This is a genomic window from Terrimonas ginsenosidimutans (assembly GCF_022012415.1).
In the GTDB taxonomy this organism is placed as follows: domain Bacteria; phylum Bacteroidota; class Bacteroidia; order Chitinophagales; family Chitinophagaceae; genus Terrimonas_A; species Terrimonas_A ginsenosidimutans.
Genome location: NZ_JAKLTR010000008.1, coordinates 83,676 through 100,263, shown reverse-complemented (window position 1 = coordinate 100,263; position 16,588 = coordinate 83,676). Strand labels below are relative to the sequence as shown.

The 16,588-nt window shown below is 46.7% G+C and carries 13 protein-coding genes; 7 read left to right on the top strand and 6 right to left on the bottom strand.

Annotation, left to right across the window (positions count from 1 at the left end):
• Positions 1-129: 129 nt before the first annotated feature.
• On the bottom strand, positions 130-1,608 hold the full coding sequence (locus LZZ85_RS13685; RefSeq protein ID WP_237872622.1) for a SusD/RagB family nutrient-binding outer membrane lipoprotein: 1,479 nt from the start codon (positions 1,606-1,608) through the stop codon (positions 130-132).
• A 34-nt stretch (positions 1,609-1,642) separates the two neighbouring features.
• Complete coding sequence (locus LZZ85_RS13680; RefSeq protein ID WP_237872620.1) at positions 1,643-4,753, bottom strand: SusC/RagA family TonB-linked outer membrane protein; 3,111 nt, start codon at positions 4,751-4,753, stop codon at positions 1,643-1,645.
• A gap of 249 nt (positions 4,754-5,002) precedes the next feature.
• On the opposite strand from LZZ85_RS13680, the gene LZZ85_RS13675 reads away from it, so the two are divergent.
• Positions 5,003-5,620, top strand: coding sequence for a TetR family transcriptional regulator C-terminal domain-containing protein (locus LZZ85_RS13675; RefSeq protein WP_237872619.1), 618 nt, complete (start codon positions 5,003-5,005; stop codon positions 5,618-5,620).
• On the opposite strand, the gene LZZ85_RS13670 is transcribed toward LZZ85_RS13675, so the two are convergent.
• Positions 5,586-5,858, bottom strand: coding sequence for a CBU_0592 family membrane protein (locus LZZ85_RS13670; RefSeq protein ID WP_237872616.1), 273 nt, complete (start codon positions 5,856-5,858; stop codon positions 5,586-5,588). The genes LZZ85_RS13675 and LZZ85_RS13670 overlap by 35 nt on opposite strands.
• Before the next feature lie 395 nt (positions 5,859-6,253).
• Here LZZ85_RS13670 and LZZ85_RS13665 point away from each other — a divergent pair, with 395 nt between their 5' ends.
• Complete coding sequence (locus LZZ85_RS13665; protein ID WP_237872614.1) at positions 6,254-6,679, top strand: hypothetical protein; 426 nt, start codon at positions 6,254-6,256, stop codon at positions 6,677-6,679.
• Here the strand turns inward: LZZ85_RS13665 and LZZ85_RS13660 are convergent.
• From LZZ85_RS13660 to LZZ85_RS13650, 3 genes are read right to left on the bottom strand one after another with little or no spacing between them, the layout of a single operon-like run.
• Positions 6,673-7,728, bottom strand: a complete 1,056-nt coding sequence (locus tag LZZ85_RS13660) for a response regulator (protein ID WP_237872612.1) — start codon at positions 7,726-7,728, stop codon at positions 6,673-6,675. The genes LZZ85_RS13665 and LZZ85_RS13660 overlap by 7 nt on opposite strands.
• Positions 7,729-7,731: 3 nt before the next feature.
• A complete protein-coding gene (locus tag LZZ85_RS13655) occupies positions 7,732-8,970 on the bottom strand; it encodes a PAS domain-containing sensor histidine kinase (RefSeq protein ID WP_237872610.1) in 1,239 nt (412 codons plus the stop codon).
• 40 nt (positions 8,971-9,010) lie between these two features.
• Positions 9,011-9,772 carry a DUF542 domain-containing protein gene (locus LZZ85_RS13650; RefSeq protein ID WP_237872608.1) on the bottom strand — a complete coding sequence of 254 codons (762 nt, stop codon included), beginning with the start codon at positions 9,770-9,772 and terminating at the stop codon, positions 9,011-9,013.
• Positions 9,773-10,072: 300 nt separating this feature from the next.
• On the opposite strand from LZZ85_RS13650, the gene LZZ85_RS13645 reads away from it, so the two are divergent.
• The 5 genes from LZZ85_RS13645 (at position 10,073) to LZZ85_RS13625 (ending at position 16,445) form a co-directional block, all read left to right on the top strand.
• Complete coding sequence (locus LZZ85_RS13645) at positions 10,073-12,478, top strand: heavy metal translocating P-type ATPase (RefSeq protein ID WP_237872607.1); 2,406 nt, start codon at positions 10,073-10,075, stop codon at positions 12,476-12,478.
• 298 nt (positions 12,479-12,776) lie between these two features.
• Entirely contained in the window at positions 12,777-12,950 is a 174-nt protein-coding gene (gene ccoS / locus LZZ85_RS13640; protein WP_237872605.1) for a cbb3-type cytochrome oxidase assembly protein CcoS, read from the top strand.
• 12 nt (positions 12,951-12,962) lie between these two features.
• The gene (ccoN, locus tag LZZ85_RS13635) at positions 12,963-15,101 is read left to right on the top strand and encodes a cytochrome-c oxidase, cbb3-type subunit I (RefSeq protein ID WP_237872603.1); all 2,139 of its coding nucleotides are present in this window, start codon (positions 12,963-12,965) and stop codon (positions 15,099-15,101) included.
• A 10-nt stretch (positions 15,102-15,111) separates the two neighbouring features.
• Positions 15,112-15,273, top strand: coding sequence for a CcoQ/FixQ family Cbb3-type cytochrome c oxidase assembly chaperone (locus LZZ85_RS13630; protein ID WP_237872601.1), 162 nt, complete (start codon positions 15,112-15,114; stop codon positions 15,271-15,273).
• Between the two features lie 11 nt (positions 15,274-15,284).
• Positions 15,285-16,445, top strand: coding sequence for a cbb3-type cytochrome c oxidase N-terminal domain-containing protein (locus LZZ85_RS13625; RefSeq protein ID WP_237872599.1), 1,161 nt, complete (start codon positions 15,285-15,287; stop codon positions 16,443-16,445).
• Positions 16,446-16,588: the final 143 nt, after the last annotated feature.

Below are 16,588 nucleotides of genomic sequence, written 5' to 3'. Positions count from 1 at the left end.
GTTAGCTGGAAGTTTCGAAAGGTTTAAAACTGTAATGCAGACTAAATCTCAGGTTTCCCAAAATCTTTACCCTTTTAAAAACTATTAAACCTTTAAACTATTAAACTTTTAACCCTTCCCTCTCAAACCCTACTGCGCCAGCCACATCACCCCATTGATATCATCTCCCTGCGTGTATTGGTTCTTCACGGCGTTTTGTACGTTAGTGGCGTTGTTGTTGTATTCATCATTGGGATACATCCATCTTTTGGGGACCTTTCCACCATTCAGTACGCCTGTTCCTCTGGTTTCAAATTCAGGGAAGCCAGTGCGGCGCTGCTCGAAGAAGATCTGCCAGCCCGAGTTCATGAACTGGCTAATATATTTCTGGGTGATGATCTGCTGGATCGCTGTTGCCGTTTGCAGTGCGATTACAGGTTGCGCCAGGTAGTTGGTGATATCCGTGGCGGAGAAGCGGCTGCCGAAATTGGAGAACTGCATGGCCGATTCAATTCCTTTTTTATAGAAAGTTTCGGCGTTGCCCGTGATCCAGCCTCTGACTGTTGCCTCAGCGAGAATGAACTGCAGTTCTGCGAAACCCATCAGCATGCTTGGTTCGTTGATCGCTTCATAAGCATATCTGCGGTTGATCTGAGATGCCCTTCCCTGACCGCGTTTTGCGGTATTGTAGGCAAGAGGGGCACTTCCTACCAGACCGTCGTAGCCATTGAAGTTTCCCTCTGGTAACCCGCTTGCGGTGGTTGGCTGTCCATATACAAACAGGCGTGGATCATTGTAGGACTTCAGCATACGCACAAAGGAACTATCGAGATAGTAATCCGTTTTCATCGAGTTGTTGTTGAAATACGGATACTGGTTGCCGGTGATATTGTAATAATTCAATTGGCCATTGTCAGCGTTTGAGCTCATCAACGGGTACTTGGTTGGATTAGAAACGATCTCTGTGAAGCGCTGTTTGATATTCAGCACTGTGCTGTTTTCTTTCCTCGAAAGCCCCATCAATATGCGCAGGGTGTATGAGTTGATCAGTCTTTTCCATTTGTCGATGTTCCCGCTATAGATCAGGTCTCCGCTGATGACAACCTGTCCCGTAGCAAGAGAATCGCTGGCGATCTTCAATTCGTCCAGGATACCTTTGAATACATCTTCCTGCTTGTCATATACCGGACGGGCGGCTGATGAGTCAAAGTTGTTGCTAATGAGCGACTGCATCATTTGCGAGTAGGGGATATCTCCCAGGCGCAATGTCATCTCCGTAAGGAAATATGATTTGAGAAATTTTCCGATATACCGGTAGTTGGTTTTTCCCACGCGCATCGCTTCCTGGTCCATGCGGATCACCTGGCTGATACGGTTGTAGTTCATGCTTCCTCTCTGCCATCCATAATACTGTGCATTGCTGGATGATTGTGTATACACCAGCTGACGGCTTGCAAGAGCCGCGTCTGCGGAGATGGTAGAGAACGCAGACATCTGGATATTGGGCAGCAGCAATGATGGGTCTGAAACCGTTGGATTGTTGGGGTTCTCCTGGAAGTCTTCAAACTTCTTGCAGGAAGAGACCGAAATGGCAAGTGCAATTGCGGCGATGATATGTAATTGTTTCATTTGTTTAGTCTTTTATGTACGTTGACGGTCTGCCTTAGAATTTAAGATTGATATTGATACCCATGCTACGCATAGAAGGGGTTTGCAGGTTGTCGGCTTCCGCGTCCGGATCAACGTTCGGCATTTTAGACAGGAGGAAGAGGTTGTTGCCGATCAGTGAAACTGATGCTGAACTGAAGATACCCTTCGTCCATTTACCCGGGAGTGTGTATGTTACAGATACTTCACGCATTTTAATGTAAGTGCCGCTATAGTAGAAATAGTTGTTCAGCATAGCGCCGCTTGTTGTTTGCATGAATCCGATATAATTGACAGGAGTTGTGTTTGGTGCGAACTTTCTTGTGTCGGAAGTGATATTTCCGCGGGAATCATATTCAACAGTCCCTGAGGTAACGACCACGCCGGGTCCAACATAAGTGCTTTGTCCTGCATTCGCGTCATCGCGGAACTGGTTCACTGTGCCAGGTGCTGTGCCGCCCCACCACATTTTCTGGTTTGTTGTCGAGTACATCAGGCCGCCGAGACGTCCGTCGACGGAGAAGCTCAATGCGAAGTTTTTGTAAGCAAAAGTATTCTGCCAGCCATAGATCCAGTCGGCATCCCTGTCGCCAAAGTACTGGCCGTATGGAGCATAAGCTTGCATACCATTACTGTTGTAGATCGCCTGTCCGTCCGGAGCACGTGATTCTGTGATAAAGATCCTGTCGGTTCTGTCACCCTCTTTGATGTTGTTGATATACCCGTCAGGGCTGTCTGTGGCTTCTTTCAACCAGCGGTGAACACTGCTGAAGTTGAAGCTTGTTTCCCATTTCAGCTCACGGTTCTTTAACGGAGTGCCGCTGATCATGAATTCCCATCCTTTGCGTACATACACGTTCGCGTTTTTCAGCATTGAAGTGTAGCCACTCCCTTGTGATTGAGGTACGCTTACAAGGTTATTGTAGTCTTTATTGTGGAAATAAGTTGCATCAACATTGATGCGGTTTTTCAGGAATGATGCGGAGATCCCATATTCGCCGGACATCACTGTCGCCGGAGTAAGGTCTGGTGAAATGGCTGTCGCAGGCCATGATAAGGACGGGACGTTGTTCCATTTCGAGCCAATCGAATAGGTCTGTAAGTGTGCATATGGATCGGCACCGGATCCGATAAAGCCGGTATTCACCTTCGCCCATGATGCTCTCAGCTTAAGGAAAGAAACGGCAGACGGTAAAGTGATCACGTCTGACAATACCGCTGATACACCGGCTGAAGGATAGAAATACCCATTGTTCTTTACAGGCAGAGTGGATGTTTTGTCGTACCGGCCGGTAAAGTTCAGGTACAGAAACCCAAGTGTTTCAATATCAGCCATACCGTATACGCTGCTGGTTCTTCTTTCGCGGAGGAAGTTAGAAACAACCGGTGCGTTGATAGAATTGCTGAGGTTGTAAAATCCGGGAACTGTTAACCCATCGGTTGATGCAGAAGCCTGCTTTTCGTTCCTGTAGGCGTTTGCGCCACCAGCAGTAATATTGATGTTGAAGTTTTCGCTGAACTTATGCTTATAGTTCAGGATCAGGTCGGTTGTAAGATCGAAGTAATTGGAATTTGTTACTGAATAGTTGCCTCTTGAAATGTAAGAGTAAGCGATATAACTGTACGGTTCTTTTACGTCCCGGTCAACGGAAAACTGGTTAAAGCCGGTACGTAATTTAGCCGTGAAGTCTTTGCTGAACTGGTAGTCAAATGTAACCTGTCCGAAGTTGTTATTTCTCTTGTAACCATTCAGCAGTTCGTTTGCAACAAAGTATGGGTTATTGTACCATGACAGGTTATAATTGCGCTGTTGCAGGCCTTCACGACCGGGCATCCAGTAGTTTTTCAGATCGCGGATGTCGACATCGGGTCCGATCCACAATAACAGGTTGTAGAGAATGTTGGGCGGACCATAACCAACGGTAGGGTAGTTGTCGGAATATTCTTTATTGAAGGTCAGCTTCGCGTCCACATTAAGTTTGGAACTGAGCATATAATTTCCGCCTACAGAGAAAGAGGAGTTGTTAACGCCTGTATTGGGAGTAACGCCTTTTTGGGCGATATGGGAAGAGGAAATTCTGAAAGACCCCTTATCAGTTCCCATTGAGGCAGATACGCTGTTGGTTGACAGGATACCTGTGCGGAAGAAATTTTTAATATTGTTGCTGCCTCTTGAAATCCACGGAAGCGGGATCAGCCGGCCTGTAACCGGATCAACCGGGCTGTTGTATTGTGTGGTTTCATAAAAACCGCTTGGTGTGCTTGGGTCTGGCTGATCAAGTTTTGGTCCCCAGATCCAACCGCCGCCTTCTGTTCCGTTACCGGAGCCGTTCACATATGCATAGCGGCCAGCGTCACCATTGCCATACTGTGTCTGCACTTTTGGAACAACTGTATAGCTGGTTTGGAACATGGTGGAAGAATTCAATTCAACATTCAGCTTTCCTTTTTTACCTTTTTTGGTGGTGTAGAGGATGGCGCCGTTGATGCCTAGTGAACCATAAAGTGCGCCTGCGGCAGGGCCTTTTAAAACGGAAATATTTTCGATATCGTCAGCATTCAGTTTATAGGGGTCAGCATTCGGGTCAGGAATACCATCGATCACGATCAGAGGTGTTGCGCCTCTTAATGAGATCGTTGGATTTTGGAACAGGTCAGTTGTATTGATCACGTTCAGACCGGCAACTTTACCTGTAAGTGCGCCGACGGCAGTTGGCTGTTTTACTTTCGCTAAAGTTTCACCGCTTACTTCCTGAACGGCGTAACCGATCGCTTTTTGACGTTTTTTGATGCCAAGTGCTGTAGTTACTACCACCTCGCCTAGTTCGCTACCGCTGTTTTGCAGGAGATAGATGCTGACGGTGTTTTGTCCATTCAAAGTGAACTCTTGTTGGGTAAAGCCAAGAGATGAGATCAACAGCACGCCATTGCGTGGTGCTGACAGGGTGAAGTTCCCGGAAGCATCTGTCGTAGTTCCCAGGGATGTTCCTTTTAAAATGATCGAAACACCGGTCAGTGCAGAGCTGTCTGCGCCTGAACGGATCTGGCCCGTCACCGATATGTTCTGTGCCAGGCCGGCTGTGATGAGCACGAAAAAAAGAAATGCAGTGAAAGCAGCTTTTTTCATGATTGAAAGTGTTTTGGAATGATGATTTCTGTTTGGACAGTCAGATGTGATTGCCGGAGCAAATATGAGGGCGTAAAAAATAGATTGAATGGTCATTCAATTAATTTGTTTATTTACTAATAATAATTTTACAATTCCTTAATATGGATATTGCATCAGGCTTGACAGGTGATTTATACGGATGTTTTGCTGCATTAACATTCGGTTAACTGCCTATATTTGCCGGCAACAAAAGTGTTCATCAACTGTATGGGAAGGAAAAGTCTCAAAGAATCGCGTCAGCGTGAATTCATCAAGGCGTTTTATAAGCTTGCAAAAAAGGAGGGATTGGAAAATGCTTCCATTGCGAAAGTTGCGGCATTGCTGGATGTAAATCCAAGCCTGGTTATGCATTACTTCCAGACCAGAGAATCGCTGATATATGGCCTGATAGAATACATTCTTGATAAATACCTGCTTATTTATCAGCTTCCCGAAGAGTATGCGGATAGTCCACGTAAGTCTCTGTTGAAAGTGATCGATAACGTATTCTCCCAGAAATGGAATGCCTTATTTGATGACAGTGTTTCTTATAGCTGTTATGCATTAGCATTCCGTAATAAGACGATCAAGGAGAAATATAAAACACTGCTGGATACCTTGCGTCATAACCTGGCCGTGCTGATCACAGAATGTAAAGCACAGGGGATACTTGACGTGAAAGACCCAGCGTCTACCGCGGATATGATATTTGTAATGGTGGATGGGGCGTACTATTATCTTAGCCTTGTCACTGATAAAAAGGAGTATGAAAAAAGGCTTGCGTTGTATAAAAAGCAGGCGCTGGCGCAGCTTAATTTCGTTTCGTCCGCACAATTGTCGCGATAGCTGCAATGGCGATCAATCCCCATGATAAATTTACGATCACATTGGGATAATCCTGGAGGAACAATGCGTTTGCGGTGAGTCCGATCGCGCCACCGATGTTTAATGCATGATAGGCTTTATGTCCGGGCTTTAGTTTGTTCATGCTTAACAGGAGATAGCCTGTTAAATAGGCGATCGAGCCGGTCCAGCCGAGTGCTGTAGCTAAGTTTTTCCCGATAAAGATGATTTCTCCTGGCATAGGTGTAGGTGAGAGTCAAAAGTAGGGGAAATAGAGCATCTGTCGCGCCAGTTCTTTCCGTTGCATGGCGTAGGAGTATCGCAAATGGCGCTAAGGCTAGCAAAGTACGCTAAGATATTCCTTTGCGCACTTTGCGTTTGCTTGGCGTTCTCTGCGATACTCCCAGGGTATCTGTCGTGGCAGTTCTTTCCGTTGCATGGCGTAGGAGTATCGCAAAGGGCGCTAAGGCTCCGCAAAGTACGCTAAGATATTCCTTTGCATACTTTGCGTTAGCTTGGCGTCCTCTGCGATACTCCTACGCTGACTATTGAGAAAAATCACCCAAACAGCCTCCTTTCGTCATATTTCACCTCACTTCCTAAGCCTACATTTGGTTATTCAATCAATCAATCAACATGCAGGCAATATTACACATCTCCCCGTCAAAATATGTTTATGAGCTGCAGCAGGAGTTCAGTTCGATCTTTCCTCATCTTCGGCTTGAATTCTACAGGCGACCAGGTAATGAGGCTGCAGCGGCTGCAAAGCAGCTCATTCCTAAAACGATGCTGTTCAGAGATCTTGGAGTAATGGAAACAGCGGCAGTTGAATCCGGTGATGAAATAACTGTTGCTGTACTGGAAGGTTTTTTCCTGAAGAAATTCGGAATACTTGCCCAGGTCGTACGCCAGTCAGGTACTGTCTGGCTGGAAACGACCATGACAGATGACTGGACTTTGTTTCAGCAAAACGAACATGGCCGCGAGTTGAGCGGAGGCTTTCACCTATCTAAAGACCCCGCTCAGGAAATCCTGTCAAAGCATAAATGGTGTGATCAGTAACGGAGCTCTTTTAATTTTGACGGATCGGGTATAATGATCTTGCCTTCTTTGATCTCCAGCAGCTTCTCTGATTTGAAATCACTCAGCGTTCTGATCAATGATTCTGTTGCGGTTCCAACATATTGTGCGATCTCTTCGCGTGACAGTTCGATCGGTTTTTTCTCCGTGCCAGGATTAAGTTTTGCATAGATCTCGCATAAGCCTCCTGCAACGCGTTTACGTAATGAGCTATATGCAAGCCGCAGCAGGCGATCTTCTTTTTCTTTGACGTTACGGGTGATGAGTTTGATGAATTTTGTGGCAATGCTGACGTCTGCATTCAGCATCTGGAGAAAGTCTTCTTTTCTGATCTGGATGATCTCTGCATCTTCAACTACGATGGCCGTATCGTCATAGGTCCGGTCTTCGATGATGGCCGTGTATCCAAGAAAATCACCGGCGTTATAGAGATCGTTGATATATTCCTTTCCGTCCTCATGGTTTCTGATCGCTTTCACTTTTCCTTTTACTATGTAATACATGAAGCGGGGGTGTTTTGCTTCCTGGTACAGTACCTGTTTTTTATGAAAGTTGACAGTGTCATATTTTTCGGAAACATGTTTGATCAGCCCGGCTTCACTGATATCTTTGGTGAAAGCATTCAGCCCGGCAGGATCAGAGGAGTATTGCTGGTTCAGTATCTCCAGTTTTTTCAGGCGGCTTTCGATCGCGGTCAGCAATTCGATCTCTTCAAATGGTTTGGTGATATAGTCGTCCGCGCCCATTTCCATACCTTTCCGGAAATCAGCTCTTTCAGTTTTGGCTGTAAGAAAAATGAAAGGTATGTTTTGGGTGTCTGTGTTTTTCTTTACGAGATGCAGAACGCCATAGCCGTCCAGTTCTGGCATCATGATGTCACAAACGATCACATCAGGTTTTTCACGAAGTGCAACTTCAACACCACGTTTTCCATTTTCTGCGGTAAATGCTTTATAGCCGGCCAGCTCAAGGATCTCGGCAGTGTTTTCGCGGATATCGGTATTATCGTCTATGACGAGAATTTTTTTCATAACTCAATTTGATAGTTGGTTGGGAATAAAAACGTCAAACTTTGTTCCTTTATTCAATTTGCTTTCGAGTTGTATCGTTCCATTGATAATGGAGAGATAGCGTTTGATGATATGAAGGCCGAGGCCGGTCCCCTGGATATTCAACACATTTTTCCCGCGGAAAAAACTGCTGAACAGGTGTTGCTGATCTTCCTCGGGAATGCCTATGCCGTGATCTTTAACAGAGAACTGCAATCCTTCCTCATTTACATGGCTTTTGATCTCGATCACTTTACCTTCATCTGAAAACTTAATGGCATTGGTCAGGAGGTTCACAAATATATTCTTGATCATTTTTCTATCAGAGAATAATTCTTCACTTCCTGTATGCTCGTATGCAAATTCCTGCCCTGGCTTGAGCAGACCTTTAAGGTCGTCAAAGATATCCAGTATTGCTTCCTTTGCGTTGAATTCAGAGGGGTGTGTTTCTACTTTTCCTTCATCGAGTTTTCCAAGTGAAAGAAAGTCTTCAAGCAGATCGTTCAGGTGTTTTACGGAGTTCCTGATCTTGTCTACGTGCCTGTTACGCTGATCCTGCTGATCTCCTTCAGTGTATTTAGATATGAGTGCTGCGGAAGAAAGGACTGTACTTAATGGTGTTCTGAATTCGTGTGACGCCATTGATACAAATCGCGTCTTGATCTCGTTCAGCTGTTTTTCCTTATCCAGTGCATCGCTCAGATCTTTCTGGGATTCTTCCAGTTTTTTCAGTGCCTCTTTGAGGATGAGTGTTCGTTCCTCAACTTTTGTTTCCAGCTGAGCATTGAGTCTCTGCATGCGGCGGGCCATGTGTTCAAGCTCCTGTTGCTGGGTGCGTATGTTTACTTCGCTTTTTTTACGTTCAGTGATGTCGACAATGAAAGCGATCACAAAAAGTTCTTCATTCTTTTTGTAGAAGCTAAGGCTTACTTCCACGGGAATGCCTGAGCCATCTTTTTTTCTTGCATAAAGATCGCGGCCATGCCCCATCTGGCGGTTGCCCGGCTTTTTGTAGAAATCCTGGCGCAGTGTATGATGATGTGCACGCATACTGTCAGGAATAAGGATCTCGATCGTATTTCCGATCAGTTCATCTGCTTCATATTCAAAGATCCGTTCTGCGGCAGGATTGACCATGACGATGCTGCCCTGCCCATTGGTAAGTATGATCCCTTCAGTTGCGTTTTCAAAAAGCGAGGTCAGGTGCGTTGCGTCTATCGTCATGCCACAAATTTCCGGTAAGGTATTAAAAAGATCAGTGTTCTCAGTTGTTTCGTTGCAGCAATTCCTGTTCCATCCTGAGCACTTTTGGTATGAGAATATCATTTTCCAGGTAAAAGTGTTGTGTCATGTCATTATCGAGCTCTCTCAGTTTCGCCAGCAGCACTTTGTGGCTTGGGCATATTCCGGTGAGTGGGGTGTAGTTATTGGTCAGTTGTCTGAATTGCAGGATTGAATCCTGCAGTACCTGGTGATCCTGTTCCATAAAGGAAGCGAGTGGTTTTCGCAATGTTTTGATCATGAGGGGTGCAAAAGAGCTGGTGTCTTCATCCTCGTAAGCATGTGCAACCTGGCGGAGATAAGGGAAGATGTTTTCTTCTTCCTGGATCAGGTGGGCGGGGTTTGCAGCGGCAAATTTATTGAACACTCTATTCAGTTCATTGATCGCCGGAAACCGGTCTTTATGCTCTTTTGTAAATGCCGAAAGCCCTTCGGCGAGGACGGGAAGCGTTTCGTTCAGGTAATGATGGTGAATATTTACGATATAGTCTATCAGAAATTCAACAGGCCATTTTTCAAACGCCGTCTGGTTGGAGATATTGATAGGCCGGATAGCTTTATTCAGTGCTGCGATCAGCTGATCGATGTTGACGTTCTGATCTGCGCAGACCTCGCCCAGCGGCCGCTGGATACCGCAGCAGTAGCGGATGCCGTAGTCGTCAAAAACCACTGCCGTTCGGTAGTCAAGTTCAACGATCTCCCGGGCTTTTGATGCCGGATTTATATCAAGCTGATTGAGAAACATATGATCCCTTTGTTTAAAATAAATAGAAGCACCGGGCTTTCCAGCCTCTTTTACAAATGTAGCCAGGGCGTTTCCCGCAACAATTGATGGAAGTCAGGCGAAAGGCTGAAGTTGGTCATGTATCACTTTAAGCCTTGCAAATACTTTTGATCCGGGTGTTGGATTATCGCAAATGACGCAGTGGACTCGCCAGGCCGAAAACTTGTTTCCGCTTAAATTAAAACCTTCGCGTTTCTTTGCGTTTCCTGCGATACTCCTTCCACACCTGTCTATTGAATTCACTCCTCAAAAATTGTTCTGATGCTACGCACTGAAACCAGACACGCTGAAACTTCCCTTTGTTATCACTGCGGCGAGCGATGTACAACAGAAGAGATCATGATCGAAGAAAAAACATTCTGCTGCGAAGGTTGCCGGATGGTTTTTTCCATTCTTAATGAACATTCCCTTTGTAATTACTATTCCCTGAACCAGCATCCAGGTGCCTCCCAACGGGTGAAGGTCAGAAAAGATAAATTTGCGTTCCTCGATGATGTGGCTGTGGAAACAAAACTGCTGCATTTCAAAGAAGGGCATCAGTGCCGGGTTCGTTTTTATCTTCCGCAGATCCATTGTAGCTCCTGTTTGTACCTGCTGGAGAATCTCCCGAGGATCCATGTCGGCGTGGTGTCAGGTGTCGTGAATTTTGGAAGAAAAGAGATTGAAATTGTTTTTTCAGATGACCGTTGCAGCCTGCGTGAGTTGGTGGAAACCCTGGCCAGTATCGGCTACGAACCCTATATCAGTTTAAGTGATATTAAGCAAAAGAAGCAGGGTACCAGCAAAAGCACGGTGTTCCGGCTGGGAGTGGCCGGATTCTGTTTTGGGAATATCATGCTTACCAGCTTCCCGGAATACCTGGGAATTGAATCCGCTGATGAGGCGTTAAGGGATTTGTTCCGGTGGTTCAACCTGGCCTTGTCATTACCGGTACTATTGTATTCAGCCTATCCTTTTTTTGATTCATCTGTTAAAAGCCTTCGCCACCGGTTCCTCAATATCGATGCGCCGATCGCTCTCGCAATTACCATTACGTTCATCCGGAGCGTGTATGAAGTGTTAAGCGGAACTGGTGGAGGATACTTTGATTCCATGACCGGGATCGTGTTTTTTATGCTTGCCGGAAGATTGCTACAGGATAAGACATATGAGCAGTTGTCGTTTGACCGCGACTATACCTCTTATTTTCCTGTATCTGTACCGGTTGTTAAAGACGGCAGGGAAATTCCGACGATGCTGCCTGCCATAAAGCCGGGTGATACGATTGCGGTGCATCATGGCGAACTGGTGCCGGCTGATGGTATTCTTACCAGGGGGACTGCATTTATTGACTACAGTTTTGTAACAGGCGAGGCCGTTCCGGTGTTGAAAAATATGGGTGAGCTGCTTTATGCCGGGGGCAAGCAAACAGGCGAGCGGTTAGAGTTGCTCGTGATCAGGGAGGTGGAGCAAAGCTATCTTACCCGGCTATGGAATGATGCGAAAAAGCAGCCCGGGGATCGTGATCAGGGTTCTTTCGTCCATTTAGTGAGCCGCTATTTTACAATAGTGTTGATGACGATCGCATTGATTACAGGTATTTACTGGCAGGTGACCGATCCTTCCAGGTGCTGGCCGGCGGTAACGGCGATCTTTATCATCGCCTGCCCCTGTGCATTGTTATTATCCCACACATTCACCAATGGAAATATCATTCGGATCCTTGGGAAAAAGGGCCTGTATCTGCGTGATGCTTCGGTGATCGAAAAAATTGCATCGATCGATCATGTTGTATTAGATAAGACCGGCACGCTGACGGTCGCGGAAATGCAGGATGTATCATATTCAGGAAAGACATTGACAGCGAAGATGAAGAAAGCAGTAGCTGCACTGGCGGTCAACTCTTCACACCCTTTGAGCAGGGCGATCGTAGATCACCTCGCAGGCAATGAGCGGAGACAATTGATCCGCGTAAATGATTTTTATGAATCAGTAGGAGCGGGGATAGAAGGGTTTGTCGATGGCATGTTACTCAAACTGGGAAGTGCAGCCTATACCAGGTCTGAGAAGATCGCGTATGAAGGGGCTGCGGTATATCTCGCAATAAACGGAGCACCGATTGGATACTTTCAATTCGCGAATCATTACCGTGATGATACAGACCGGTTGCTGAAACAATTATCTCTTCGCTTTCGATTATCAGTTCTGACCGGAGATTCTGCCGGCGAAAGGAGCCGTTTGCGTCAGTTGCTGGATGAGCAGGCCGTGATGTTGTTTGATCAGCGCCCGGATGATAAGCGCGACTATGTAAAAGGTCTGCAGGCAGACGGCGAGAAAGTGATGATGGTGGGAGATGGGCTTAATGATGGTGCGGCACTCAGGCAAAGTGATGTAGGGATTGCGGTGGCGGAAAAGGCAAATAATTTCACCCCTTCCAGTGATGCGATCATTGATGCGGGGAAGCTTTCCCTTCTGACAAAATTTATCCGTTTGTGTAAGGCGAATAAGCAGATCGTTGTAGCAAGTTTTATCCTTTCTATTCTATATAATATCGTCGGGCTTTATTATGCGGTGCAGGGAGACCTTTCTCCGCTGGTAGCAGCGATACTGATGCCGGCGAGTTCGCTGAGTATACTGTTTCTGACTTATGGGGGAAGTGGTTTTGCAGCGAAGAGATTGAAGCTTTGAGGCCCGCTCTAAATCTCCCCCTTCAGGCTACCGTGTACCCACATCTTTTAAGCAATTTGACTGGCGTATGATCCCGCGGATTTTCGTTTTATCCACTGTTGTTTCGATACCAGGACTAATAAAATCTGCGAAATCCGCGGGAACCTACGCAACTCAAATTTGTGGGCACACGGTAACCCTTCGGGGGGATTTAGAGGGGGCCTCCTGACCTTCACATGACAAAGATCATATTCTTGCCTGATCCACCTTATCTATCCTCACGCGTCCGGCGAATATTTTTACAGCATCAAAAAAGGTCATGAGCGTCATATTTATTCTTCTGATTGTAAGTGTTACCGTCGCTGGTTTTTTTCTCTTCGCATTTCTCTGGGGTGTTCGCGGCGGTCAGTTTGAAGATGATTATTCTCCCGCGTCACGGATCCTCTTTGACGATGCCTCTTCTGAACAACCTGCGAATAACAAAAAGCGATAAATCTCCCTGCTTATGCAAATCGAGAAATTCTATTATGACAACAAGATCGTTAAAGCCTTTGGCCTGGCTACGATCGTTTTTGGTATCGTCGGTATGCTCGCTGGCTTATGGGCCGCCATACAGATCTATTACCCCGCCAGTAGTTTGAATCTGCCTGCGACCACCTTCGGGCGCATGCGTCCGCTGCATACAAACGCTATCATCTTTGCGTTTGTTGGAAACGCTTCCTTTGCCGGGATCTATTACTCGCTGCAACGCTTGTGTAAGGCAAGAATGTTCAGTGATAAATTAAGCTGGGTGCATTTCTGGGGATGGCAGCTGATCATTGCGGCTGCTGCGATCACGCTGCTCATGGGTAAGACCACGGGTAAAGAATATGCTGAACTCGAATGGCCGATCGATATCGCCATCACACTGGTGTGGGTCATCTTCGGCATCAACATGTTTGGGACGATCATCAAAAGAAGAGAAAAGCATCTTTATGTAGCGATCTGGTTTTATATCGCCACCTGGGTGACTGTTGCCCTGCTGCATATTGTTAACTCTGTTGAGATCCCGGTTTCTTTTATGAAAAGTTACAGCTGGTATGCAGGCGTGCAGGATGCCCTGGTTCAGTGGTGGTATGGTCACAATGCCGTGGCATTTTTTCTTACTACGCCGGTTCTTGGGTTGATGTATTACTTCCTGCCAAAAGCGGCAAACCGCCCGGTGTATTCCTATCGCTTATCCATCATTCACTTCTGGGCGCTGATCTTTATTTATATCTGGGCCGGACCTCACCATCTTTTGTATACCGCGCTGCCTGATTGGGCGCAATCTCTCGGTGTTGTATTCTCCATCATGCTGATCGCGCCAAGCTGGGGTGGTATGCTTAATGGCCTATTCACTCTCCGCGGAGCATGGGATAAGGTGAAAGAAGACCCAGTACTTAAGTTCATGGTCGTGGCGATCACCTGTTATGGTATGGCCACATTCGAAGGACCGCTGTTGAGTCTGAAAAATGTGAATGCGATCTCTCACTTCAGCGACTGGACCATTGCACACGTGCATATCGGTGGTCTTGGCTGGAACGGATTTCTTGCCTTCGCGATCCTGTATTATATGATCCCGAAAATGTGGGGGACTGAATTATATTCAAAGAAGCTTGCGCAGAATCACTTCTGGTTGGGGACGATCGGCATCATCCTGTATGCTGTTCCCCTTTACTGGGCAGGGTTTGAACAAAGCCTGATGTGGAAGTCATTTACACCGGAAGGGCAGTTGCGGTTCCAGTTCATGGAAACCGTTACCAATATCATTCCGATGTATGTTTCCCGCAGTGTCGGCGGAGGCCTTTATCTCGTCGGAGCCCTGATGATGGTGTACAACCTTTACAAGACAATGGTGAAAGGTACTTTCATTCCCAATGAAGCCGCAGAAGCTGCGCCAATGATCAAAGAAACACATGCGAAGAAGGAATACTGGCACCGCGTAATTGAAAGAAGACCGGTAACACTGCTTGTGTTAAGCTTGATCGTAGTTGCAATAGGTGGCGCGATCGAGTTCCTGCCAACCTTTCTCGTTAAATCAAACGTACCAACTATAGCGAGTGTGAAACCATATACGCCGCTTGAGTTGCAGGGGCGGGATATCTACCTGCGCGAAGGTTGTTATACCTGTCACTCGCAAATGGTACGGCCTTTCCGTGATGAGGTAGCCCGTTATGGCGAATATTCCAAAGCCGGTGAGTTTGTATATGATCACCCGTTCCAGTGGGGTAGTAAACGTACCGGCCCGGATCTGGCGCGGGAAGGCGGCAAATATCCTGACAGCTGGCACTACAATCACATGTATGATCCGCGGTCTATGTCTCCCGGATCAGTAATGCCTCAATATCCCTGGTTGCTGGATGATGCACTCGATACAGCTTCCACGCCTGCAAAGATCAGGGCCATGCGTACGCTTGGCGTTCCTTATCCTGATGGTTATGACAAGATCGCCAACAGGGATCTGATGCAACAGGCAGACAGTATCGCTGCGAGCCTGAAGAGGGATAAGATCAAAACACCATCCAATGTGGAGATCATTGCCTTGATCGCGTATCTGCAAAGGCTTGGTACAGATATCAAAACAGATCCGGCAAAAGCTGAAGCTGCCACCGTTAATCCATAAAAAAAGAGCTATGAAATTTATTCACTACCTGGAGAAAATAAAGAATGTAGATCTGCTCGGCCTGATCTCACTGTCTATCTTCTTCCTGTTCTTCGCCATCATGCTTACCTGGGTGTTCAGGGCAAACAAACAAAAACTAAAAGAAATCGGTCGAATCCCTTTAGATCACTGAAACTAACTACTATGTTTTCTTTATTCAATAAACGGATCAATTATCGCATTGCATTTGCCGCTGTATTTCTTATGGCTGGTATCCAGCCTGCACTTGCCGCGGATGGTCCTTCCGATTCAATTTTCGGCAACCCGCTGGCACTTGCAATGCTGGCGGTGATGGCCCTGCTGGCTATCGTTATCGGTGTGTTGGCCTATGTATTACTTGGTGTGGCAGATATGCGGCTGCAGGAACGTAAGAAAAGCAAGGAAACAGGTGCGACCGTTCCGGCTGTCCTTCTGTTATTATTTCTCACAATTGCGCCAACTGTATTCGCACAGGAAGAAACGACTGAGTCTGCGACTGCAGCCGCTGCTTCCATTGGTGGTTTGGATGCCACTTCGTTTTATGTAATGAATGGAGTGATCTTGTTGGAGTTCCTGATCATCATGGTATTGCTGGTCAATATCCGTATCCTGATCAAGAAGGAGCAGGCTAAGCTCCTTGAGGCCGGTCTGTCTGTGGAAGAAGTTCGTGAGTTGAAGAAGACAAAGCTCAACTGGTGGGATAAGATGAACAGGATGAAACCGATGAGCCAGGAAGCCGATATCGTATTGCATCATGAATATGATGGAATACGGGAGCTGGATAACCGCCTTCCGCCATGGTGGCTGTATGGATTTTACATGACGATCGTATTTGCGGTGATCTATCTCTGGCGTTTTCACGTATCACATACCGCTCCATCAAGCGAGGAAGAATACATTGCCTCTGTCACAAAAGCGGATATGGAGATCAGGGAATACCTGAAAAAGAAAGGCGATGCCGTGGATGAAAATACCGTGACGCTGCTGTCGTCCTCAGATGATCTTTCAGAAGGGAAGTCGATTTTCCAGAAGTCTTGTGCCAGCTGTCATAAAGAAAGTGGTGGCGGAGATGTAGGTCCTAACCTCACCGATGATTTCTGGATGCATGGTAACGATATAAAAAGTGTATTCAAAACGATCCGTTATGGCGTAAACGCGATGCCGCAGTGGCAGAACCAGTATTCGAATAAACAGATCGCGCAGGTGGCTAGCTATGTGAAGTCGTTGCATGGTACAAATCCACCCGCTGCAAAACCGCCACAGGGTGTTGAGATCAAGGACGAAGCGGTGGTTGACTCTACGCAGGCCGTAGTCACAAAGGAATAATCAGGAATATCGGCTTGTGTATTTGGAACGCGGCGAGCGCGGCGAACCGCAGCGGATGCGGCGAAAACAGCCGGGTGTAAATAATGTATTTCGCCGCGCTCGCCGCGTATCGCCGCGCTTGCCGCGTTCCAAACACGCAGAAC